The sequence below is a fragment of the Cryomorphaceae bacterium genome, assembly GCA_007695365.1.
In the GTDB taxonomy this organism is placed as follows: domain Bacteria; phylum Bacteroidota; class Bacteroidia; order Flavobacteriales_D; family SKUL01; genus SKUL01.
Genome location: REDV01000119.1, coordinates 1 through 22714 on the forward strand (window position 1 = coordinate 1; position 22714 = coordinate 22714).

General features: G+C 51.7%; 17 protein-coding genes and 1 tRNA gene. 13 read left to right on the top strand and 5 right to left on the bottom strand.

From position 1 onward, the window contains the following. Positions 1–42: 42 nt before the first annotated feature. Positions 43–119, bottom strand: a tRNA-Ala gene (locus EA392_12565). Between the two features lie 223 nt (positions 120–342). Here EA392_12565 and EA392_12570 point away from each other — a divergent pair. From EA392_12570 to gatA, 9 genes are all read left to right on the top strand, one after another. Continuing rightward, positions 343–1233, top strand: coding sequence for a hypothetical protein (locus EA392_12570; protein TVR37490.1), 891 nt, complete (start codon positions 343–345; stop codon positions 1231–1233). A gap of 143 nt (positions 1234–1376) precedes the next feature. Continuing rightward, positions 1377–3491, top strand: coding sequence for a hypothetical protein (locus EA392_12575; GenBank protein TVR37491.1), 2115 nt, complete (start codon positions 1377–1379; stop codon positions 3489–3491). A gap of 33 nt (positions 3492–3524) precedes the next feature. After that, positions 3525–3971, top strand: coding sequence for a RidA family protein (locus EA392_12580; protein ID TVR37504.1), 447 nt, complete (start codon positions 3525–3527; stop codon positions 3969–3971). 95 nt (positions 3972–4066) lie between these two features. Continuing rightward, positions 4067–7489 carry an isoleucine--tRNA ligase gene (locus tag EA392_12585; protein ID TVR37492.1) on the top strand — a complete coding sequence of 1141 codons (3423 nt, stop codon included), beginning with the start codon at positions 4067–4069 and terminating at the stop codon, positions 7487–7489. 6 nt (positions 7490–7495) lie between these two features. Beyond that, positions 7496–7876, top strand: a complete 381-nt coding sequence (locus EA392_12590) for a TraR/DksA family transcriptional regulator (GenBank protein TVR37493.1) — start codon at positions 7496–7498, stop codon at positions 7874–7876. A 9-nt stretch (positions 7877–7885) separates the two neighbouring features. After that, positions 7886–8533: a lipoprotein signal peptidase gene (locus EA392_12595; GenBank protein ID TVR37505.1), complete on the top strand. Its 648-nt coding sequence runs from the start codon at positions 7886–7888 to the stop codon at positions 8531–8533. A gap of 83 nt (positions 8534–8616) precedes the next feature. Beyond that, positions 8617–10605 (top strand): hypothetical protein, encoded by a 1989-nt coding sequence (locus tag EA392_12600; protein ID TVR37494.1) that lies wholly within the window; start codon positions 8617–8619, stop codon positions 10603–10605. A gap of 490 nt (positions 10606–11095) precedes the next feature. After that, complete coding sequence (locus EA392_12605; GenBank protein ID TVR37495.1) at positions 11096–11293, top strand: twin-arginine translocase TatA/TatE family subunit; 198 nt, start codon at positions 11096–11098, stop codon at positions 11291–11293. A gap of 21 nt (positions 11294–11314) precedes the next feature. After that, positions 11315–12748 carry an Asp-tRNA(Asn)/Glu-tRNA(Gln) amidotransferase subunit GatA gene (gatA, locus tag EA392_12610; protein ID TVR37496.1) on the top strand — a complete coding sequence of 478 codons (1434 nt, stop codon included), beginning with the start codon at positions 11315–11317 and terminating at the stop codon, positions 12746–12748. Between the two features lie 14 nt (positions 12749–12762). On the opposite strand, the gene EA392_12615 is transcribed toward gatA, so the two are convergent. Then, entirely contained in the window at positions 12763–14235 is a 1473-nt protein-coding gene (locus EA392_12615; GenBank protein ID TVR37506.1) for a cysteine--tRNA ligase, read from the bottom strand. A gap of 112 nt (positions 14236–14347) precedes the next feature. On the opposite strand from EA392_12615, the gene EA392_12620 reads away from it, so the two are divergent. Continuing rightward, on the top strand, positions 14348–15397 hold the full coding sequence (locus EA392_12620; GenBank protein TVR37497.1) for a nucleoid-associated protein: 1050 nt from the start codon (positions 14348–14350) through the stop codon (positions 15395–15397). A gap of 5 nt (positions 15398–15402) precedes the next feature. Here EA392_12620 and EA392_12625 read toward each other — a convergent pair whose 3' ends face one another. From EA392_12625 to EA392_12635, 3 genes are all read right to left on the bottom strand, one after another. After that, positions 15403–17610, bottom strand: a complete 2208-nt coding sequence (locus EA392_12625; GenBank protein ID TVR37498.1) for a T9SS C-terminal target domain-containing protein — start codon at positions 17608–17610, stop codon at positions 15403–15405. A gap of 164 nt (positions 17611–17774) precedes the next feature. Beyond that, positions 17775–18668 (bottom strand): toxin-antitoxin system YwqK family antitoxin, encoded by an 894-nt coding sequence (locus EA392_12630; GenBank protein ID TVR37499.1) that lies wholly within the window; start codon positions 18666–18668, stop codon positions 17775–17777. Positions 18669–18712: 44 nt separating this feature from the next. Then, positions 18713–19669 (bottom strand): NAD-dependent epimerase/dehydratase family protein, encoded by a 957-nt coding sequence (locus EA392_12635; GenBank protein ID TVR37500.1) that lies wholly within the window; start codon positions 19667–19669, stop codon positions 18713–18715. A 150-nt stretch (positions 19670–19819) separates the two neighbouring features. Between EA392_12635 and EA392_12640 the strand changes: the two genes are divergently transcribed. The 3 genes from EA392_12640 (at position 19820) to hppD (ending at position 22713) form a co-directional block, all read left to right on the top strand. Beyond that, complete coding sequence (locus EA392_12640) at positions 19820–20977, top strand: homogentisate 1,2-dioxygenase (protein TVR37501.1); 1158 nt, start codon at positions 19820–19822, stop codon at positions 20975–20977. A gap of 82 nt (positions 20978–21059) precedes the next feature. Continuing rightward, entirely contained in the window at positions 21060–21428 is a 369-nt protein-coding gene (locus tag EA392_12645; GenBank protein ID TVR37502.1) for a four helix bundle protein, read from the top strand. Positions 21429–21564: 136 nt separating this feature from the next. Beyond that, on the top strand, positions 21565–22713 hold the full coding sequence (gene hppD / locus EA392_12650; GenBank protein ID TVR37503.1) for a 4-hydroxyphenylpyruvate dioxygenase: 1149 nt from the start codon (positions 21565–21567) through the stop codon (positions 22711–22713). The last annotated feature ends 1 nt before the right edge of the window (position 22714 follow it).

Here is a 22714-nt window from a genome sequence, read left to right on the forward strand (position 1 = left end):
ACGCATAGGACACAAAAAAGGAGAGCATAGCCCCCCTTTCTTTTGTGGAGAATACCGGATTCGAACCGGTGACCTCTACACTGCCAGTGTAGCGCTCTAGCCAACTGAGCTAATTCCCCATTTCAATCCTGGAACTGTACTCAGGTGACCTTCCCGACTGCTGTCGGGACGCTCTAGCCAACTGAGCTAATTCCCCATTTTTCAATCCTGGAACTTTACCCAGGTGACCTTCCCGACTGCTGTCGGGACGCTCTGCTCCCGAAGCATTTCGGGAAGCTAATTCCCCTCAAACGCCGGCATCGTTTTGCCGTTGCGGTCGGCAAATGTAGGAAAATTTGAACTTTGCACATCCAAATTGATGTTTTGAATTTAATTCGTGCGACAGAACCCGTTTTGAAGGATATTCTTGGGGCAAAGCAAGCCTTGCAGTTTGATTCCGTGGGTGGTGGAAGCATCAACCATGCTTACCGCGTAAAAGCGGGTGGAAAATCGGTTTTTGTGAAACTGAACCAACCCAAAGCCTACCCGGGAATGTTTGCCGCAGAAGAACGCGGCTTGAATCTATTGCGGGCAAGGAGCCGTTTTCACATTCCTGAGGTGCTCAAAACGGCCGAAACGCCCGATGCCGCTTTTATCATCATGGAGTTGATTGAGACTGGCATTCCCAAAGAGGATTTCTGGGAGGGATTCGCCTGCAACCTCGCGCACATGCATCAGCAAGGCAACAGTGTTTTTGGCCTCGATCACGAAAATTACATTGGCTCATTGCCTCAAGCGAATCACACACGCGCTGGCTGGGCAGACTTCTATGTAGAAATGCGACTGGAACCTCAACTCAAACAAGCACGTAACATGGGTCTGGCCGATGTTGCTCTTTGCAAATCCTTCGACCGGCTTTTTGCACAAATGGATAACCATTTCCCAGAGGAGGCTCCTGCCCTCCTTCACGGCGACCTCTGGAGCGGAAACTTCATGTGCACATCTGCAGGGACGGCTACCATTTTCGACCCGGCGGTATACTATGGTCACAGAGAAATGGACCTCGCCATGAGCAAGCTTTTCGGCGGTTTCGACCGAAGGTTTTACGAATTTTACCACGAGAGTTATCCATTGGAAAACGGATGGCAGGAACGCATCCCCCTCGGACAACTCTATCCACTGCTCGTTCACGTGAATTTGTTTGGCGGAGGATATGTACAACAACTTAAGTCTTGCCTGCACCGGTTTGTCTGAAGACCTTCTTCGACAACAACGCTCAAATAGTGCAACCCACAAAACTTACATTTTTGGATTTCAGGATGTAAGAGAATCATCTTGAAACAACCTTCATCAATTTATGGGGTCATAAGTATATACCAATCGCCAGCCTCAACACTATGTATTCACTCAAAGGCATAGTCATTTGTTTCTTCATCTGCTTTCGGGTATTTGCGCTACCCGCCCAGGATGTAGTGTTCATCTTAACAGCCATGCAGGAAGTGTACAAGGTACATTTGGCTGATTGCGAACCCGAGTTGATTACTCCACTTGTTGATCCCCAAAACAATACGCCCTTTGTAAGTAACGACATCGCATATGGATCCGACAGTATGCTGTATGTGATTGGCGGAGCAGGGCTTTTCAGGATTGACCCACAATCGGGAGAAATCACATTTGTAACACCAACTCCCGGAGTGGCTCTCTCTGTTGGTCTTTTCGGAACCATGGACGGGCAACTCATCAGCATCGGAGCCTTTGGCGATGTGCACATAGTAGATATTGAATCGGGAGTTGTGACTTTTGAAGGCAATTCCGGTTTAACCCCCGGAGGAGACATCACCTTCTACAAGGGTGAGCTGTATGTGGTTGACAGTGGAAACCAGCTCTGGTTGCTGGATCTTAATGATGTTGCCAACCCCGTTCTGGTAACAACCGCCCCCGGGCCGGTTCACCTCGGAATGACCACCCTTGTTGAGTCATGCAACGAGCAAACATTGGTACTCACCACTGTGGGCGACATCATCACCTTTGATCCTGAGTCGGGCGAGTCGTTGACCCTGTGCGCAGACCTTGTACCCCCATTCAACCAAATTTACGGAGCAGCGGCCGAAAACGCGCCGCTGGCGCAAACCTATTGCAGTATTATTTTCGACCTCGATGCCGACAACAGCTCGGGGGCGGGCGGAACTGATTTCAATGCCGGACAAGCATGCGATACGGCATCTTTTCCGCTGGCAGATGAAGATTGCCTGCTGGAGTCCGACCATGCTATAGACAGTATTCAAGTGATGCTCACTGGCGTGTTGGATGCACCCAGCGAGTTTATCACGATTCCTTCCTCTCCCGGATTTGTGGTTAACGGCAATGGTACTGCATCAGTAACCATTCTCAATCCCGACACCCTTGCCAATCAACTGCTTTGCGAATTACTGTCGGAAAGTCAATACGTGCATACAGGATCTGCGTCGCCCGGCGTCCGAACCGTAGCAATAACCCCCTTTTCAACAGGAAATGCCGGTCCAACTGCGCATATGTTTGCAGAATTGATTCCCGCACCTGACGCAGGGAGCGACGAGGAAGTTGTGATTTGCCCAAACGACACCGTAAATCTTCAATCACTCCTGCCTCCCTTTGCCGAACCGGGCGGCGTTTGGCTGAACAGCGAAGGAGTATCGGTTTCACCTGTAGTAACCGCAAACTCCGGCAGCCTGACCTACCAGGTAGAAAACGAATATTGCTCGTCCTTTTCAGTGTGGACAATCAGCCAGGGTGAAATCCCTTCTTCAGATTTTATCACTTCACCTCCAACCTGCCCCGATAGCTGCGATGCGCAGATTCTGATACTTCCATCACCCGGAACCGTTGTGCAATTCAACGGCAGCATCGCCGGGGGAATCATCGAGAACCTTTGCCCCGGACTATACAACTTTTCGCTGTTGAGCGATGATGGGTGTAGCGCAAATGACTCTGTTATTGTGGATAATCCTGAAATCAGCGCCGACATCATTTGGCCGGAGACGATTTGTTTGGACGAACCCACCGTTTTTGAGATCAGCACATCTGCCCAATGGGAAGTGTTCTACAACGGTGAGCCCATTACTGACTCTGTATTCACTCCCAATGCAACAGGAATACAGTGCATTACGCTGATCGAAATCAACGGATGCACAGAACTTGAGTTTTGCACGGAAGTGGTAGATTGCAGTCCTTCGCCTCCTTCTCCCCCCGATGGTTTGTATATTCCCAATGCCTTTACACCCGATGGCGATGGCATCAACGATTTGTTCGGCGTGGTTTCAACGCTTGAATTTGAGCGATTTGAGCTGAGCATCTACAACCGGCTGGGGCAACTCATGTTCAACTCGGTTGACCCGGACGAGCAATGGCGCGGAAACCCTCCCGGAAGTTCAGACTTTGTATCGGATGGCGTGTACGTGTGGGTGCTTGCATATCGCGTGTCCGGCGACATTGAATCGGCCAAACTCAATGGCTTTGTGACGGTATTGAGATAAGACGCGCCACAGTGCTTATCTTTGCCCAAAACCATCACCATGAGCAACGAGCGCATCAACACCAGCAAAGCCCCCAAACCTGTAGGTCTGTACCCGCACGCCCGCAAGGCAGGTAACCTGTTGTTTTTGTCGGGAGTAGGGCCGCGAAGTGCAGGCTCCGATGCCAACGACTCAGGTGTGCCCGGGCTTGAACTGGACCACAACGGAAACTTCAAGTCTTTTGATTTTGAAGCCCAGGTGCATTCGGTGTTCTATAACGTGCGCGAAATTCTCGAAGCATCGGGCTCGTCGTGGAACGACCTGGTGGATGTAACCGTCTTTCTGGTGAACATGAAGCGTGATTTCCACACCTTTAACCGCATCTACGCTGAGTACTTCAAAGACAATCAGCCTTGCAGAACCACTGTGGAAATCAACAGCCTGCCCACACCCATTGCCATTGAACTCAAATGCATTGCGGTGCTCAACAACGCTTCCTGAACAAGCGTTCCGCTTCATATTGTCCGGCCAAAATCACCGCTTGGGCAGGGTTGGGCAAATTCACTAAATTCGCGGACTTGTAAAAGCAGGCCGCAATGAGCAGCAAATACCCCGAATACAAAGGTTTAGACCTTTCCGCCGTCGCTTCCGACATTCAGAAAGTTTGGGAGCAGGAACAAACCTTTCAGCAGAGCATTAGCTCACGCGATGAAAGCAAACCCTTTGTGTTTTACGAAGGACCCCCTTCCGCCAACGGGATGCCGGGTATTCACCACGTGATGGCCCGTACCATTAAAGACCTTTTTTGCCGTTACAAAACACTCAAAGGCTACCGCGTAAACCGCAAAGCAGGCTGGGACACCCACGGCCTGCCCATAGAGCTGGGCGTAGAAAAAGAGCTCGGCATCACCAAAGAAGATATCGGCAAGAAAATCAGTGTAGAGGATTACAACAAGGCATGTAAAGAAGCCGTGATGCGCTACACCGATGTGTGGAACGACCTTACCGTGAAAATGGGCTACTGGGTAGATATGGATGACCCGTACGTGACTTACGAAAACAAGTACATCGAATCGGTTTGGTGGCTGTTGAAGCGCCTCTACGACAAGAATCTGCTCTACAAAGGCTACACCATTCAGCCCTATTCGCCCAAAGCCGGTACCGGCCTCAGTACGCACGAACTGAACCAGCCCGGCTGCTACCGCGATGTGAAAGACACCTCGGCCGTCGCACAATTCGCCATGCGCCCCACCAACCACCCGCTTGAGGCTGAGCTAGTCAAAGCCGGCCATGCTGATGTGTCGTTCCTCGCCTGGACCACCACGCCCTGGACACTTCCTTCCAACACAGCCCTCGCCGTCGGTCCCAATATTGAGTATGTGCAAGTACTCAGTTTCAACCAGTACACCCACCAACCCATCAACGTGGTGTTGGCCAAATCACTGCTCGAATATCAGTTTAGCGGTAAATATACCGCCGTGCAAAACCGCGAAGAACTGACCTACTCCGAGGGCGACAAACTAATCCCATACCTCGTGGTGAACAGCTTCACCGGAAAAGAACTTGCGGGAATTCGCTATCACCAATTGCTTCCCTTTGCCTTGCCCATGGACAACGCAGATGAGGCCTTTCGCGTGATTCCCGGAGATTTTGTAACCACCGAAGACGGTACCGGCATTGTGCACATTGCACCCACCTTCGGTGCCGACGACATGAAAGTGGCCCGCGAAGCAGGTGTGCCGCCTATGCTTGTGCCCGACGAAAACGGCAACCCCACGCCGTTGGTAGATTTGCAGGGCAGGTTTGTTCCTCAAATGGGCGAGCTTGCCGGCAAGTACGTGAAGAACGAATACTACGCTGACGGCGAAGCCCCCGACAAATCGGTGGATGTGGAAATCAGCGTGAGACTGAAAACCGAAAACAAGGCCTTTAAAGTGGAGAAGTACGAACACAGCTACCCTCACTGCTGGCGTACCGACAAGCCTATTCTATACTATCCGCTCGACAGTTGGTTTGTGCGCACTACCGAGAAAAAAGACCGGCTGATTGAACTGAACAAAACCATCAACTGGAAGCCCAAATCTACCGGCGAAGGTCGCTTTGGCAACTGGCTCGAAAACCTCAACGACTGGAATCTGAGTCGGTCGCGGTACTGGGGCATCCCTATTCCCATTTGGCGCACCGAAGACGGCAGCGAAAGCCGTTGCATCGGCTCAGTGGAAGAACTCAAACACGCCTGCGACGAGGCCGTTCAAAAGGGTGTAATGGAAAGCAATCCGCTGGCTGATTTCACCCCCGGCGACTTCTCCAAAGACAACTACGAAAGCTTTGACCTGCACAAAAACTACATGGACAAGGTAGTGCTGGCTTCTTCGAAAGGCGAGCCTATGCGACGCGAAGCCGACCTTATTGACGTGTGGTTCGACTCAGGCTCTATGCCCTACGCCCAATGGCACTATCCTTTTGAAAACAAAGAGAAGGTGGACAACGGCGACCTCTTTCCCGCCGATTTTATTGCTGAGGGCGTGGACCAGACCCGCGGCTGGTTTTTTACGCTGCACGCCATCGGTACACTTTGCTTCGATTCCGTTGCCTACAAAAACGTGGTGTCGAATGGCCTGGTGCTCGATAAAAACGGGCAGAAAATGTCAAAACGCCTCGGCAACGCCATCGACCCTTTTTCAACCCTTGATAACTATGGCGCGGATGCCGTGCGCTGGTACATGGTGACCAACGCACAGCCCTGGGACAACCTGAAATTTGATCTGGACGGAATCACCGAGGTGCAGCGAAAGTTCTTCGGAACATTGTACAACACCTATGGCTTTTTTGCACTGTACGCCAATGTAGATGGCTTCCGTCATGAAGAAAAGTCGGTGCCACTCAACGAGCGGCCCGAGATTGACCGCTGGATTATTTCTCAGTTAAATTCTCTGGTGCAAGCTGTTGACGCAGCCTATAACGATTACGAGCCCACCCGCGCAGGCCGACTCATTCAGGAGTTTGTAACCGATCACCTCAGCAACTGGTACGTTCGTTTGTGCCGTCGCCGATTCTGGAAAGGCGATTACAGCTCCGATAAAATTGCCGCTTACCAAACCCTGTACGAATGCCTCGAAAAGGTGGCCATTTTGATGGCACCCATTGCGCCTTTTTACAGCGACCGACTTTACCGCGATCTAAACAACACCACGGGCCGGCTTGAAGCACAAAGCGTGCATCTGGCGCTTTTTCCGGAAAGCGAAACCAGCAGCATAGACACCGAACTCGAAGCCCGCATGCAACTCGCGCAGCGCGTTTCATCGTTGGTGCTCAGTTTGCGGAAAAAAGAGCAAATCAAGGTGCGACAGCCGCTGGCCCGCGTGCTGATTCCGGCCACGCAAACCGCCATGGTTCAGCGCTTAGAGCAGGTGAAAGATTTGATTCTGGCCGAAGTAAATGTAAAATCCATGGAGCTTCTCACCGAAGACCAGGGCATGCTTGTGAAAACCATCAAGCCCAATTTTAAACTGCTCGGCAAACGTTTTGGCCCGCTCATGAAAGCTGTTGCTGCGGGGGTCAATGCCCTCGATCAGGAAGCGATTCGCGCAGCCGAAGCCAACGGCAAGCTCATGATAGAGGTTGAAGGACAAACGCATGAGCTGAATCTTGAGGAAGTGGAAATCAGCACCCGCGACATACCCGGATGGCTTGTAGCCAGCGATGCGGGGCTCACCGTGGCGCTGGACATCACCATCACTGAGTCCCTTCAGCATGAAGGCATTGCCCGCGAATTGGTGAACCGCATCCAGAACCTCCGCAAGGAAAGTGGACTGGAAGTTACCGACCGTATAGCTCTGCAGGTAGAAATGCGCGAAACACTTGCTTCGGCTATTCAGGATAATTTGGAGTATATTTGCGCGGAAACTTTGGCCGATTCTTTGGAATTGGTTGAAAATGTGAACGATACAAATGTTTCGGAAGTTGAGTTCGAAGAAGGTCTTACAGCCCGGATTGCACTGCTGAAACTGCCTAACTAAGACATTATGACTGACAAAACCCGCTTTTCCGACGAGGAACTACAAGAGTTCAAAGAGCTGATTGAAAAGAAATTGACAGACGCACGCGAAGATCTCGTGTTGCTTCGCAAGTCCTTGTCTCACGAAGACGATAACAGCACCGACGATACCCACGCCACCTTCAAGATGATGGAGGACGGCTCAGAAACCCTTTCTCGCGAGGAAACGGCCCAGCTCGCAGCTCGACAGGAAAAATTCATCAAGCATCTGGAAGACGCTCTGATGCGTATCCAAAACAAAACCTACGGTATTTGTCGGGTAACGGGCAAGCTAATTCGCAAAGAGCGACTGCGTTTGGTGCCCCACGCTACCTTGAGCATCGAGGCCAAAAACGCTCAGAACAACTAAGCTGCCGTGCTGAAAAAGGCACTGATCACCGTTGCTGCGGTTCTCATTCTGGATCAGGCCAGCAAGTTCTGGGTGAAAACCAATATGTACCTGGATCAATCCATCCCGGTATTTGGCAATTGGTTCTACATCCATTTCATCGAAAACCCCGGCATGGCCTTCGGGATGGAGCTTTGGGGCGACTATGGCAAGTTGCTGCTCACACTTTTCCGCCTTGCTGCCGCCGGAGGCTTTACGTGGTATCTGCTCAAGCTGATTCGTGAAGAAGCGCATCCCGGCCTGATTATCAGCATTTCGCTGGTACTTGCAGGCGCTGTGGGCAACATTATTGACAGTGTATTTTATGGGGTGATTTTCAGCGAAAGCCCTTATTACAGCACCGATGTGGCCGTTTTTCTTCCGCCAGAAGGTGGATACGGAAAACTCCTTCACGGCAATGTGGTGGACATGCTCTACTTTCCCATCATTGACGGCTACTGGCCCGAGTGGATTCCCTTTATCGGGGGAGATCGCTTTCAGTTTTTCCGGCCGGTATTCAACATAGCCGATGCCGCCATCAGCGTAGGACTGGCCATCATCATCATCTGGCAGAAAAAGTTCTTTAAAAAAGAGGAAGAACAAGCAAGTCCGGCTGCTGATACGCCCCAAGAAAACTGAGGTACGCCATGCGCTTCCTGCAAGTCATTTACACCATCTCTAAATTCGAACCGATCCGGGCACCTTTTTTTCCGGTTTTAGTCGTGGCGTTTTGGGTAAGTGCCTGTCACCCTGACCCCGACTTTGAGGTGGTGGAATTCAACCCTTTTGCCAATTTCCAAACCGAGCACGATACGCTGCGCTTGCCCATGGATATGGACGATGTGATTTTGACCGGAATCATGATCCCGACGGAAAAACAGGCAACAGATGGGTTTGTAATGGATTTCGCCATCCGCAACAAATCGGGCAAGGCACAGCGCTACGCCTTCAAGGTTTTTTATCAGAACGAGTCGTACAAACACCCTGAGGCCATGCCCGACGGCACCTACAACCCTCGCGCATCAGAAAACTTTTACGGAAGCTGGCAGGATGCCCACGAAGGCTTCCGGCTTACCGGCCCCATAGCACCTGGTAATGATGCAACATCTGTGCGCGATACTTTTCGCATCATAGGAAACCCTCGCGACGAGCTGCTATACTACGGTGCCCAGCCCGAGCCGTTCACGCTTACCGAAAGTGCTGTGCAAAAAGTCTATGCCGAAATTGACAACAATCCCGAATGGCAGGAGAGTATTGCCATGAAAGCCCTTACCAACAACATCCCGGAAGAAGAGCAACGTATGCTCGATGCATTGTGGATGCTTCGCGAAAAACGTAAATCAGGCAATGAAAACAACCGCTGGAAACGCAATCCCCGCGTAGGTTCTTACCGCTTTCTGCTGGTTGTGGTGCCCGAAGAGGATCTTGAAAAAGTGCCCGCAGTGGTTCGGGACATTCACACCACCAAAAACGATGTGCATATCAACCCGTTTTACGCCCTCTACCACGACCGCAAGGTGCGCAAGGTGCGTAACATGGTGGTGTCGCAGGCCAGACAGATTCTCACGACCCAGGCGAAATTCAATCCGGGATCCGGCCTGTATGTGGACGAACTGGCCATGGGTACACTTGCATTCGACACCAGCTACTACCGCGAAGACTGCGGAAGCAACGAACGCCTTTTCCGCGAAGCGCAGTTTGAGCAGTACTTTCACGATATCAACCGGAAATACGTACTCCGAAACCTCCCTGTGGTGCGCGATGTGGTAGGAGATAATCTCACCCGCGAGGAATTCGCCGCCAACCTCAAGAAGTACGATGACAAGCGCAGCTACGACAACTTTCGGATCAGCCACAAACCTGGCCGTACGGTGGCATCCGACCGTGAACGAGAAAAACTCACCATGTTTAACCCCGGATCGGGAAGCGGCCCGATGCGGAAAGAAAACGTGGGCATCAACTCACGTATCGGGCTGACCTATGGTAAGTACATTGCCCGGGTAAAATTCCCGGCTACCATCAGCGCAGACAACGTTTGGAATGGCCTCACCTGCGCTTTCTGGCTTATTTTTCACGAAGAAAGCGAATGGAACCACCGCTCTGCCTGCGAAGATCTCGGCTACCTCACCAAGGCCATTGATGGGAAAAACAGTCCGCGGCTACGCACCACGCACTACTCCGAAATTGACTTCGAAATCCTCAAAACCTCTGCGCACTGGCCGGCTTCGTCGTATCCGGGAGGTGAGGTGATTCCGAGCGACACTGCCGCACTTGACCGCAACATCATGGTTACCTGCACCAACTGGGATTTGGGCTGTCGAGATGCCGACGACTTTGTAACCGGAACCCGCCGGATTTACCGAACTGATTCAACCTTCTACATTGCCCACCGCTGGGACCACTGGTACAAAGCACTCACCATCAAAAGCCCCGCACCCCACGACTCCATTTTCGACCAGCCCTACTACTACGAAATAGACTGGCAACCCGACCGCATTACATGGCGCATTGGCCCTGACCGCAATAATATGCGCGAAGTGGGTTTTATGGATCGCAGCGTCACCGTCATTCCCGACAACCAGATGCGGGTAGTGTTTACACAGGAATTTCACGCTTCCAAGTGGTGGCCCTTGGCGCCCTTTCAGCAGGACGATGTGCCCTATCCCCTACGTGATATCAAGGGAGAAATACTGGAGCTTTGGGTTGAATAGCAGCTTCAAACGATTATTGTTTGTATTTGAAATCGGGTTTTATTCTTTACGACAGCTGTATTGGAGATATTCAGCGCATTTATGAGGGATATAAAGGCTTTGTAACTTCCTGACAATTGCCGAAATGCCTCTGATTTCCTGTCCTTTTGTCTTGGAAACAAAAGGACCAAAAATTCCCAGGACGCAGACCAGCACTGCACTCAACCATCGCAAAGCCTAAGTGCGAACGGGTGATTTCCCGCTGGTCACTTCCCGTTCTTACTAAGGCTTTGCTTCGATTTCACTTGTGCCGGCCTGAAGTCCGGGAAGTTATCAGTGTTAGCGGCACACACATCTGAGACGCCACTTTCGTGTTTGCGGCAAAAATATATCGAATAACATGCTGTTCCTGGAATTCTCCTTTCTCACCCAAAGTCCTGCATCTACCCACAATAAAACCCATGCCTCGCGGCCCGTTTTAATTTGTACCTTTGCCAAGAATTCACACGTTATGACGACAATCCTCTCTACCATCCTGATGGGTGCTCCGGGTCCCTGGCAAATTGCGCTGATTGTAATTGCGCTGCTCTTGCTTTTCGGAGGAAGGAAAATTCCGGAATTGATGCGCGGTTTGGGCCGTGGTATCAAGGAATTTAAAGACGCCACCAAGGAAGAAGGCGACGAAGAAAAGGAGAAACTGGACAAGTAACCACTCAGGCCCGTTTACACCATGTCGTTTGCTGCACCCCGCTCGCTATCTCAGGTACAGGAAGCATTCCGCAACGGAGAGTACACACTCTCCGGGCTGGTTGACTTTTACCTGAACCGCATTTCTGAAAGTGACATCAACGCATTTGTGGAGGTGTACGCCGACGAAGCCCTTGCGAAAGCCCACGAGGTGGAAGCCCGCATGCGCGATGGCAAAGCCGGACGATTAGCCGGAATAGTGATGGGGGTGAAGGACAACATCAGTCACAAAGACCACGGAGTTACCGCTGCATCCAAAATACTGGAAGGCTTTACCGCTGTGTACAGCGCCACGGTGATTGAGCGCCTCGAAGCAGAGGACGCCATCATCATCGGCCGCCTCAACTGCGACGAGTTTGCGATGGGTAGCTCCAACGAGAAATCCGTATACGGGCCAACGCTTAACCCTGTGGACAAGCAGCGCGTGCCGGGAGGCTCTTCCGGTGCTTCGGCTGCAGCCGTAGCCGCCGATCTTTGCCTTGCCTCACTGGGCTCAGATACCGGAGGCTCTATTCGCCAGCCGGCGGCCTATTGCGGCGTGGTTGGTTTGAAACCTACCTACGGTCGAATCAGTCGGCATGGATTACTGGCCTACGCTTCGTCATTTGACCAGATCGGGCCGCTTACCCACAGCGTGGAAGATGCCGCTCTTTTGCTGGAAATCATGGCCGGTAAAGATGAATACGACAGCACAGCTTCTCCCGAACCCGTTGCGAGCTACAGCCAAAACCTCAACTACAATGGCAAGGCGCGCATCGGCTACCTGAAAGAATGCGTTGATAGCGAAGGACTTGATCCCGAAATCCGCGAGGCATTTAATCAACTCAAAAGCAAACTGGAAGCAGCCGGACACACAGTAGAGCCGGTGAGTTTTCCCTACCTCGATTACCTCATCCCCGCCTACTACGTGCTCACCACCGCCGAGGCATCATCGAACCTTGCGCGCTACGACGGCATTCACTACGGTTACCGAAGTCCTGAGGCTGCCGGTATAGATGGCACCTACTTTAAATCCCGCTCGGAGGGGTTTGGTGAAGAAGTAAAGCGCCGCATTATGCTGGGCACCTTCGTACTCAGTTCCGGTTACTACGACGCCTATTATGCCAAAGGTCAAAAAGTGCGCAGGGTGATACGCGAAGCCACCAACAAACTGCTGAGCGACCACGATTTTCTGCTGCTGCCCACCACGCCCACACCTGCCTTCCGTTTTGGCGAAAACAACGACAATCCGGTTTCGATGTACCTGCAAGACATCTTTACCGTGCAGGCCAACCTTGCGGGCGTTCCGGCCATTTCTTTACCTCTTGCCCAAACCGGCAACGGACTGCCCATCGGCTTTCAGTTGATGGCGCCGCATTTCAAAGAGGAAAACATGCTGGCTTTTGCCGCTCATATGAGCGAGATCTGCAAAGGATAAGCGAGGATTACCACCTACCCCTCCACACTCCACGAAGCCCCATCTCGGGTATCTTTTACCTGGATATTGAGATGGCCTAGCGCATCGCGAATGTGATCGGCCATCGCGTAATCTTTGTTTTGCTTGGCGTTTTTGCGGAGCTCCAGGATCAACTCCATCAGCCCGGCTGTGAGGTCATTGTCCTGCGAGGCGCTTTCTTCCTCGCGGAAGCCAAGCACATCAAACACAAAATCCGAGAAGAGTTGTCGAAGCGCTTCAACGTCCGCAGCAGTGGCTTTCTCCTGCCCGGCTTTAATCTGGTTGATGGTCTTCACACCTTCAAACAAGCGTGCAATCAGAATCGGGGTGTTGAAATCGTCGTTCATGGCCGCGATGCACGAAGAGCGCAGGGCATCCACATCAATACCCGACTCGCCGGAAACAGGCAAATCACCCAGCGAGCGCCATGCCTCCATCAGGCGGGCATAACCTTTTTCGGCAGCGCGAAGGGCCTCGTTCGAAAAATCGAGTGTGCTGCCGTAGTGGCTCTGTAGCATAAAGAAGCGCACGGTCATCGGGCTGAAACCTTGCTCCAACAGAGGGTGATTGCCGGTGATGAGCTCCTCGGGGGTGAAACCGTTGCCCTCGCTTTTGGCCATCTTTCGTCCGTTCACAGTGAGCATGTTTCCGTGCATCCAATACTTGGGACCGCCTTTTCCGCTGGCTCCGATATTCTGGGCAATTTCACATTCGTGGTGCGGAAATTTCAAATCCATTCCACCGCCGTGAATGTCGAATTCCTCACCGAGGTACTTGGTACTCATGGCCGAGCACTCGAGGTGCCAGCCTGGAAAGCCCTGCCCCCAGGGAGATGGCCAGTGCATAATGTGGCCGCGCTCGGCTTTTTTCCAGATGGCAAAATCAAGCGGATCGCGTTTTTGGTCCTGCCCGTCCAGGGTGCGGGTATTGGCCTGCAATTCATCAATGTTTCGACCGGAAAGCTGCCCATAAGGGTACTCCGCGGCGAATTTGCGCACATCAAAATATACCGAGCCATCTACCTCATACGCCCAGCCGCGTTCCACAATGCGCTTCACCATTTCAATCTGCTCTACGATATGGCCGGTAGCTGTGGGCTCAATGGAAGGCGGCAAAATGTTGAACACGCGCATCACATCGTGAAAACCCACGGTGTATTTCTGCACGATTTCCATGGGCTCGAGTTTTTCAAGACGGGCCTTTTTGGCGATTTTGTCTTCGCCGTCGTCAGAGTCATCGGCCAGGTGACCCACGTCGGTGATGTTGCGCACATACCGCACTTTGTAATCCAGAAATTTCAGGTAGCGAAACACCACATCAAAGGCGAGAAAAGAGCGCACATTGCCCAGATGCACATCGCTGTACACCGTTGGGCCGCACACATACATACCTACATGGGGAGGGTTGAGGGGTTCAAAAACCTCTTTTTGGCGGGTGAGGGTGTTAAATATCAGCAACTTGTTTTCCATGATTGCGCGGTTCAATTTGAGGGCGTGAAGATAGCAAAAAGCGCATTTCACGTCCATGCGGGCCTTGCCGCAAAAGACTTACCTTCGTGCACCACTCCAATATTCAACCCAAATGGACATTGCTTTTCGCTTCGATCAAGCCCGAATTACTGTACAGGCTCTGCACTACGTAGGTGCAAAAGCCGATGAGGAAGCCATGATTGTATCGCCCACGCTGCTTGAGGCCGACGACCACACCGAATCGCTGCTGATGAAGTACTTTTTATCGGCATTCAAATCGCAGGAATTGTTTCACCTCGGGTTCAATACTGTGCCCGAAGACAACCCGGTGCTTGGTGCTGTATCACGTATTTTCAGTCGGCCGGATACCCTGCTCGAAGAGTCAGTAAAACTGGCCGAGCACCTCTACGGTTGCAGCGAGCATCCCAACATCAAATCGGGCGATTTTTTTGTGGTGCACTTTGAGGATTGCATTCTGGAGGGTGAAATCACCGATGCCATCGGGCTGTTCAAGGCCGAGCAGATCAGCCATTTTTTGAAGGTGATGCGCGCCAATCATTCGATGGACGTGCGAAGCGAGACCGGTATTGATGTGAACAAACTCGACAAAGGCTGCATCATTTTTAACATCGATGCGGAAAACGGGTATGTAGCGGCACAGGTAGACCGCACCAACCCCGGCAATGAAGCGGCGTATTGGTCCAAAGAGTTTTTGCGTTTGAAGAACCGCAACGATGCCTATCACCACACGAGCAAAGCCATGGAGCTGTGCAAGGAATTTATCAGCGTTGAAATGCCCGACCGCTTTCACGTCACTCCTGCCGACCAGGCAGATTTACTGAACCGCACTGCTCAGTTTTTCCGCGAGCACGACACTTTTGGGGTGCAGGAATTCGCCTCGGAAGTAATGGAAGACCCGCAGGTGATAGACGAGTTTACCCGCTACAAATCGGAGTTTGAAAACGAAAAGCAGGTGTCGGTGGATGATGGTTTCGACATCTCAGCACCAGCCTTCAAAAAGCAGGCGCGGATTTTTAAAAGCGTGATTAAGCTCGACAAGAATTTCCACATCTACGTGCACGGCAACCGCGAAATGATTGAACGCGGCGTGGACCCCGACGGACGCAAGTATTACAAAGTGTATTTCGACGAGGAGCGGTAGCTTTACTACCGACTGACCACTACCCTTCGGAAGGAGGTCTGCTTTTCGGTATCCACCCGGATGAGGTACATCCCGGCAGGAAGGTGCCCAACAGAAACCGTAAAGAACGCTCCCCCCTGATTAATTGAAGTGCTGTGCTCAAGTTTTCCCGACATGTCGAAAATGTTGACCCAAATCTGACCGTGTGCGTGTTGGGCAATCTCAATATTGATGACATCCGTAGTGGGGTTGGGCCATGCGGTAAAAAGCTCCGCTACCACCTCTTTTTCTTCAATGCTCGATACTATTTCGCTGGCCAGAACCGCCGCCAATGCGTGCGCTTTACCCCAGCCCCAATCCAGGGTTCCTTCCGGGCCGATATCACCGGTATGTTGGTCAAGTCGTGCGGTGGAGCGGAGAATTTCGCGGGCTTCCAGTGTGGTTAACTCGGGATTCGCCTCAAGCATTAAGGCTACAATTCCCGCCACGAGCGGTCCCGACATGGAAGTTCCGTCAAAACGGGTAAACTCGTAGGTATTGCCATCTACTTCTACTGACAATTGCCCGGAGGTGGTAAAGGAATTCACAGCTGACCACACATCCACGCCCCCTGAGGTGATGTCCGGTTTAACGCGACCATCTACGGTAGGCCCGCGACTGGAGAATCCCGCCAAAGCTCCGTAGAGCACCGTTCCGTTGGCGAAGACCCTTTCAGCGCGGTAGGCACCCACGGTAATGACGTGTTTGCCACATCCGGCAGGCTCGCCGGGGGCATACTCGGTATTACCGGCCACAGCGCCCGGGTAGTTGCTGGTGAGGTTAGAACCCCAGTTGGTGTAGCGGTTTTGCATGCGTGCATTGCTCCAGATGTGGAGGTGGCTGTCGTTGGAGGCAGCAATCAACACAATCTTGAGATTGGAGGTGTTGCGCACTTCCAGACGAATATTGGGCTTGTCGTTGGTGGTAAAGGCAGCGGTAGATTGCACACGGATGTAGAGGGTATCATTGCCTACAAGGAAAAAGTCGTTGATTTGTGGCTCGAGGGCTGTTTGGTAAAACGGTGTTTGGAAAACCGTCTCATCGGCGCTGTTTACGAGGCGAATGGACGCTGAAAAACTGCTGTTTTCAGAACCCCACATGCTCAGGGTTTGGCCCCAATCAGACGAGCCGTGAATGTTCACCACTGTCAGGAGTGTATCCGGATTGGAGGCGAAATCGCGGTCCAGGTGAAAGTTTCCGTTTCCATTGTTTCCGGCGGAGCCCACAAAAATTCGCCCGGGGCCTTGCAGGTTGTCAATCCCCACATTTTTCAGGTCATTTCCGTCGTGCGGACCGAGGTGACTTCCAAAACTCATGTTCACCACAAAGGGTTTTCCCACGGATTCTGCGTAGTTTTTGATGTAGTTGAAACCATCAATGAGCGAGGGTGCGTCGCGGCGCAGGGAGATGAAAATAAGATCTGATTCAGGCGCAGCGCCCATGATTTTGGCCTCCGGATTGGGGCCGAGGCTGAACACTGCATCGGGGCCACCGCCGGCACCTCCGGCAATTCCGGCTACGTGGGTTCCGTGGGTGCCGGGGCCAAATACATAGTCGGTATCGTGCTGGGCAATCAGCAAGTCCTGTTCGATGTACTCAGCTCCAAAATCGTACCCCGCAGGAGGTGTTCCGTCGAGTTTGTTTTGATCCCATGCTCGCACCAGACGGTAATTCTCAAGGTTCTCGTCGTAAAATACGGGGTGGGTGTAATCAAAGCCCCAGTCAATCACGGCCACCACCACACCCTGGCCTTTGTAGGCCTGTTGCAGCCCTCCCAGGCCGAGGTGAACGCTGTCCACGCGGGCTGAGGGAATGTTTTCGTCCAGAAAAGGAGCTACCGGCTCGGCAATTTCCACCTGAAGCAGCCCGGGGTTTTGCAGAAATAGAGGAACATTGAGCACCGGCACGCGGAAAGTCCAGATGTTTCCGGCCTGCGTGCGGTTGATGGCTCCTACGCTTTCGAGGTGGGCATCATCCATCAGGTCTTCATCCACCATGGCGAGCACTCCAATGTGGTAAGTGCCGTTGATTTTAACCAGGTCGTAGTCCTGCACCCAATGGGCCGGAATGGCTTGACCGGGCTCTAAGTTGCGCAATTGCTCCACCAGAAATTTTCCGGGGGCATTTACGCGTACCTGCGCCGCAAGCTGCGCACTTATAAAAACGGAAACGAAGAGAAGTATAACTTTCTGCATGGGTACATTTTGAGGTTAAAGCACGCAAGTTACGAAAAACGGGGGGCTTTGGCCGTAGGGGGCGGCCCCAAAGGGTGGTGAACCTTGGAGAGCTGTCGGGCACAAAACAAAAAAGCCGCGCCATTTCCGACGCAGCCTTTTTATTAAACCTTCAAATCATTCCTTTACAAATCGTCTTGCGTAATAGGGGCGTTACCCACGTACACGCCTTCCTTGTAAATTTCAATTTTCTCGATCAGTCCGTTGGAACCGTATTTCTTCCATTTTCCGTTCCACAGGCGGCCATCTTTAAATTCTCCGATTTGCGTTACCTGCTTTTGCTTGTTGTAGAGCACATTTTGCCCGTTGTGCTTAAACACCTCCAGGTTGGGCTTGTCTTCCGGGATGCGCACCGACGGTTTGGCCTCTACGGCAGGGGCTCTTTCGGCCACCAGCTGGGTTTCCTTGCGCGGCTCGTATTTCTTGATGGTGCTTTTGTCCACCACGCCACCTTTGAGCATTTTCTCTTCCATCAGGTCGCCATTGGGGTAAAACCGGCGCATCAGTCCTTCTTCCAGTCCTTGCACCACTTCCACCTCCAGCTCAAGGTTGCCATTTTCGTAGTAATAGCGTTGCACGCCGGTTCGCAGGCCGTTGTCTTCAAATGAAAACTCCTGCGCTACCTGCCCGTTGGCGTGAAAGCGCTTAAAATTGCCCACGTTGTGCTCGTTTACCCATCGGCCGTCTTCCTCCACCACACCGGTGGGATAGTACATTTTGTATGGGCCTTCAGGGCGATTGTTGCGGTAGGTGATTTCTGTTTTAACCTTACCATTGGTGTGATACCGCTTCCAAAGTCCTTCGCGTTTGTTGGCCACATACTCACCTTCCTCAACCTTTTGGTCGGGTTTGTAGTGGTTGGACTTAATCATGGCACCGGTTATTACCCAGTGACCCGTTTTGCGGCCCATTTCGTCCAACTGGTTGATATTGGCGGAAGTCTCAGCGCTTACCTGAGCAGGTAGTGCCTGAAAACAAATAAGAAGCGAGAAAACAAACAACAGTGATTGACGTATCATATCTCTCCGGTTTTTAGCTTCTCTACGCAGGCCGGAGAAGAAGGTTACGCCACGTATGTCTGCCTGAGTTGCTCCAACATATCGTCAACCATCCTGTCCAAATCGTATTCGGGCTGCCAGCCCCAGTCATTGTGCGCTGCCGAGTCGTCAACCGAGGCAGGCCAGTTGGCAGCAATTTCATTGCGGTAGTCAGGCGCGTAGTCTATGCTGAAATCGGGTAATTTTCGTCTGATTGAAGCAGCAATTTCTTCAGGATTAAAGCTCATCCCGGCAATGTTGTAGGCCGAACGCAAGCGCACTTTGTCGGCAGGTGCATGCATAATTTCGAGGGTAGCGCGAATGGCATCGGGCATGTACATCATGGGCAATGAGCGGTCTGCCTGAATAAACGATGTGTAATGCCCGTGCTTGATGGCTTCGTGAAAAATATGCACGGCGTAATCGGTGGTTCCACCGCCCGGAGCCCCACGATAGCTGATAAGACCGGGGTAGCGAACCGAGCGCACGTCAACGCCGTACTTTTGGTGGTAATACTCGCACCAGCTTTCACCGGCCACTTTGCTGATTCCGTAAACCGTTGAAGGTTCCAGTATGGTGTGTTGAGGCGTGTTTTGACGCGGGCTTCTAGGGCCGAAAACCGCAATGGAACTCGGCCAGTAAAGCCGCTTGATTTTCTGTTCCCGGGCCATCTCAAGGCAGTGAAACAGGGTTTGCATGTTGAGCTCCCACCCTTTGAGCGGATGCTGCTCTGCGGTAGCCGAGAGCATGGCAACAAGGTGGTACACCTGGGTAATTTCAAAGCGCTGAACAATGTCTTCAATGGCCTGGCGATCCATGGCGTTGAGTTGCACATAGGGGCCGCCCTCAAGTGCCTGGGGTATGCCTTGGTGAAGGTCGGAAGCCACCACTGCTTCTGCGCCATAACGAGCGCGAAGGGCTTCTGTAAGATCGCTGCCTATCTGGCCGGCAGCACCGAGGATGAGGATTTTTTCGCTTTGCATGCAGGTTGTTGTTCGATGGACAAATCTAACCAAAGTTGCCCATGCGCAGAAGCCGCGAGGCGCACCGTGCTAAGGGTCAACTTGACATTTGTCATATTTTAACCGCTGTGGTTACTGTACCTTCGTTGCACAACTTTCAAACACAAGACCATGCCCTTTTACCATAAGCTCGGAAAAATTCCGCACAAGCGACACACCACTTTTCGCAAGGCCGACGGCAGCCTGCACTACGAGCAGTTGTTCGGAACCATTGGATTCGACGGAATGTCGTCGCTGCTCTACCACCTGCACCGCCCAACGATGGTAAAAGAGGTACTGGAATCCATAGATGTTCGCCCCGAAATTGCGGTGGACCGCAACATGAAAAGCCGCAGTTTGCGTGGATTCAGCGTAACACCCAAAGAAGATTTTTTGGAAAGCCGCACACCGGTGCTGGTCAACAGCGATGTAAGCATTCAACTGGCCGCACCGAAGAAATCGCTGAGGGAATACTTCTACAAAAATGCCGATTGCGACGAAGTACTCTTCGTTCACCGCGGAAAAGGAACACTTCGCACCTTTGTGGGAAATATTCCCTTTGCTTACGGCGATTACCTGGTGATTCCGCGCGGAATGATTTACCAGATTGACTTTGAAACGGACGACAACCGACTACTCGTGGTTGAATCGCACCGACCCATATACACGCCCAAGCGCTACCGGAACTGGTTCGGGCAATTGCTGGAGCATTCGCCGTTTTGCGAGCGAGATATCCGTCCGCCGTCTGATCTTGAAACCTATGATGAAACCGGCGATTTTCTCATGAAAGTAAAAAAGGAGCACATGCTGCACCAATACGTGTATGCCTCGCACCCGTTTGACGTGGTAGGCTGGGATGGCTTTAACTTTCCTTACGCGTTTTCCATTCACGATTTTGAGCCTATTACGGGGCGTGTACACCAGCCACCACCTGTACACCAGACCTTTGAAACCGATGCTTTTGTGATTTGCTCATTTGTACCCCGGTTGTACGACTATCACCCGGAGGCCATTCCCGCTCCCTACAACCACAGCAATATTGACTCCGACGAGGTGCTCTACTACGTGGATGGCGACTTTATGAGTCGCAACAACATTGAAAAAGGGCAGATTACCCTGCATCCGGCGGGCATTCCCCACGGGCCGCATCCCGGTGCATACGAGCGAAGTATCGGTAAAAAAGACACCGAAGAACTGGCCGTCATGATCGACACCTTTAAACCGTTACAAATCACCAAACAAGCCTTGGGTATTGAGGATGAGGGGTATTGGAAAAGTTGGGTAGAGTGAGAATGGGCCAATTAGACGATTAGGCAATTAGACAATGAACCCATAACGTAATATTCTTCATTATCAACCTATACCGACATACATGAGTCATGAAAACCCAAGACATAAAGACAACCTCATCCTTAATTTGACTCTACAGTTCTCTCTGGATGTTATTGAGTTTTGTGAATTGCTTGAAACGCGTGGCAAGACAATCATCGGCAGACAGTTGTTGCGTAGTGCGACCAGCATTGGTTCTAATACGCGTGAAGCGCAGAATGCTGAGAGTCGAAATGACTTTATTCACAAGTTGAAGGTTGCGCTCAAAGAAGTTGATGAAACCGAGTATTGGCTACTCTTGTGTGAAAAGGCAAAATCGTATCCAACCAATGAACAACTGAGTCTCGATTTAAAAACCATACGCATGGTCCTAAACAAAATCGTTAGCTCAACCAGTAAGAACCGAAAGTAAAATGGCGTCAAGCATGCTTCCTCTTAACACAACATATCGAATCATTACCTTTGAATAACCTACTAAGCCCCTATCGGCTCATCGGCTTATTGGCTTATTATCAAATCTAAGCACCACATTATCTAATTATCTCATCATCATGGACAACTTAAAAAACGTAGAATACGGACTCGAGAAGATTTTTGAAGGAGCGCAAGACTTCCTTCCTTTGCTCGGTACCGATTATGTAGAGTTTTACGTAGGCAACGCCAAGCAGGCAGCGCACTTCTACAAAACAGCATTTGGATTTCAGTCGCTGGCGTACGCCGGACTCGAAACAGGCATTCGCGACAGGGCTTCGTACGTGCTGAAGCAGGATAAAATCCGACTGGTTCTGACCACGGCGCTCAACAGCGAGTCGCCCATCGGAGAGCACGTGAAAAAGCACGGCGACGGTGTAAAAGTTATCGCGCTTTGGGTAGACGATGCCACCAAAGCCTTTGAAGAAACTACCAAACGCGGTGCAACGCCCTTTATGAAGCCTACTGTAGAGGAAGACGAGCACGGCCGTGTGGTGCGCTCAGGAATCTACACTTATGGCGAAACCGTTCACATGTTTGTGGAGCGAAAGGAGTACAAGGGTATTTTTCTGCCCGGATACCAGGAGTGGAAAAGCGACTACAACCCATCATCGGTTGGCCTCAAATTCATTGACCACATGGTTGGCAACGTGGGTTGGGGAGAGATGAACCAGTGGGTGAAATGGTACGAAGACGTAATGGGCTTTGTGAACTTCCTCACGTTCGATGATAAGCAAATCCACACCGAATACTCTGCCCTGATGAGTAAGGTGATGGCCAACGGAAACGGACGTATCAAATTCCCGATTAACGAGCCCGCCGAAGGCAAAAAGAAATCGCAGATTGAAGAATACCTCGATTTTTACGAGGGTCCCGGCTGTCAGCATATCGCTGTAGCAACGGACAATATCATTGAAACGGTAACGCAGTTGCGGGCACGAGGTATAGAATTTTTATCGGCACCGCCGCAAGCTTACTACGATGAAATTCCTCAGCGTGTTGGTGCCATCAAGGAAGACCTCGAGGTGCTGCAAAAGCTCGGCATTTTGATTGACTGCGACGAAGATGGCTACTTATTGCAGATTTTCACCAAACCTATAGAAGATCGCCCCACGTTGTTCTTTGAAATCATTCAGAGAATGGGTGCTAAAGGCTTTGGTGCAGGTAATTTCAAAGCCCTGTTTGAGTCGATTGAACGCGAGCAGGAACGACGCGGAACGCTGTAGT

Bases quoted from the DNA above. Each gene is read 5' to 3' on its own strand.
- EA392_12575 (TVR37491.1), top strand. From the start codon at position 1,377: ATGTATTCACTCAAAGGCATAGTCATTTGTTTCTTCATCTGCTTTCGG.
- EA392_12585 (TVR37492.1), top strand. From the start codon at position 4,067: ATGAGCAGCAAATACCCCGAATACAAAGGTTTAGACCTTTCCGCCGTC.
- EA392_12590 (TVR37493.1), top strand. From the start codon at position 7,496: ATGACTGACAAAACCCGCTTTTCCGACGAGGAACTACAAGAGTTCAAA.
- EA392_12605 (TVR37495.1), top strand. From the start codon at position 11,096: ATGACGACAATCCTCTCTACCATCCTGATGGGTGCTCCGGGTCCCTGG.
- gatA (TVR37496.1), top strand. From the start codon at position 11,315: ATGTCGTTTGCTGCACCCCGCTCGCTATCTCAGGTACAGGAAGCATTC.
- EA392_12615 (TVR37506.1), bottom strand. From the start codon at position 14,235: ATGGAAAACAAGTTGCTGATATTTAACACCCTCACCCGCCAAAAAGAG.
- EA392_12620 (TVR37497.1), top strand. From the start codon at position 14,348: ATGGACATTGCTTTTCGCTTCGATCAAGCCCGAATTACTGTACAGGCT.
- EA392_12625 (TVR37498.1), bottom strand. From the start codon at position 17,610: ATGCAGAAAGTTATACTTCTCTTCGTTTCCGTTTTTATAAGTGCGCAG.
- EA392_12630 (TVR37499.1), bottom strand. From the start codon at position 18,668: ATGATACGTCAATCACTGTTGTTTGTTTTCTCGCTTCTTATTTGTTTT.
- EA392_12635 (TVR37500.1), bottom strand. From the start codon at position 19,669: ATGCAAAGCGAAAAAATCCTCATCCTCGGTGCTGCCGGCCAGATAGGC.
- EA392_12640 (TVR37501.1), top strand. From the start codon at position 19,820: ATGCCCTTTTACCATAAGCTCGGAAAAATTCCGCACAAGCGACACACC.
- EA392_12645 (TVR37502.1), top strand. From the start codon at position 21,060: ATGAGTCATGAAAACCCAAGACATAAAGACAACCTCATCCTTAATTTG.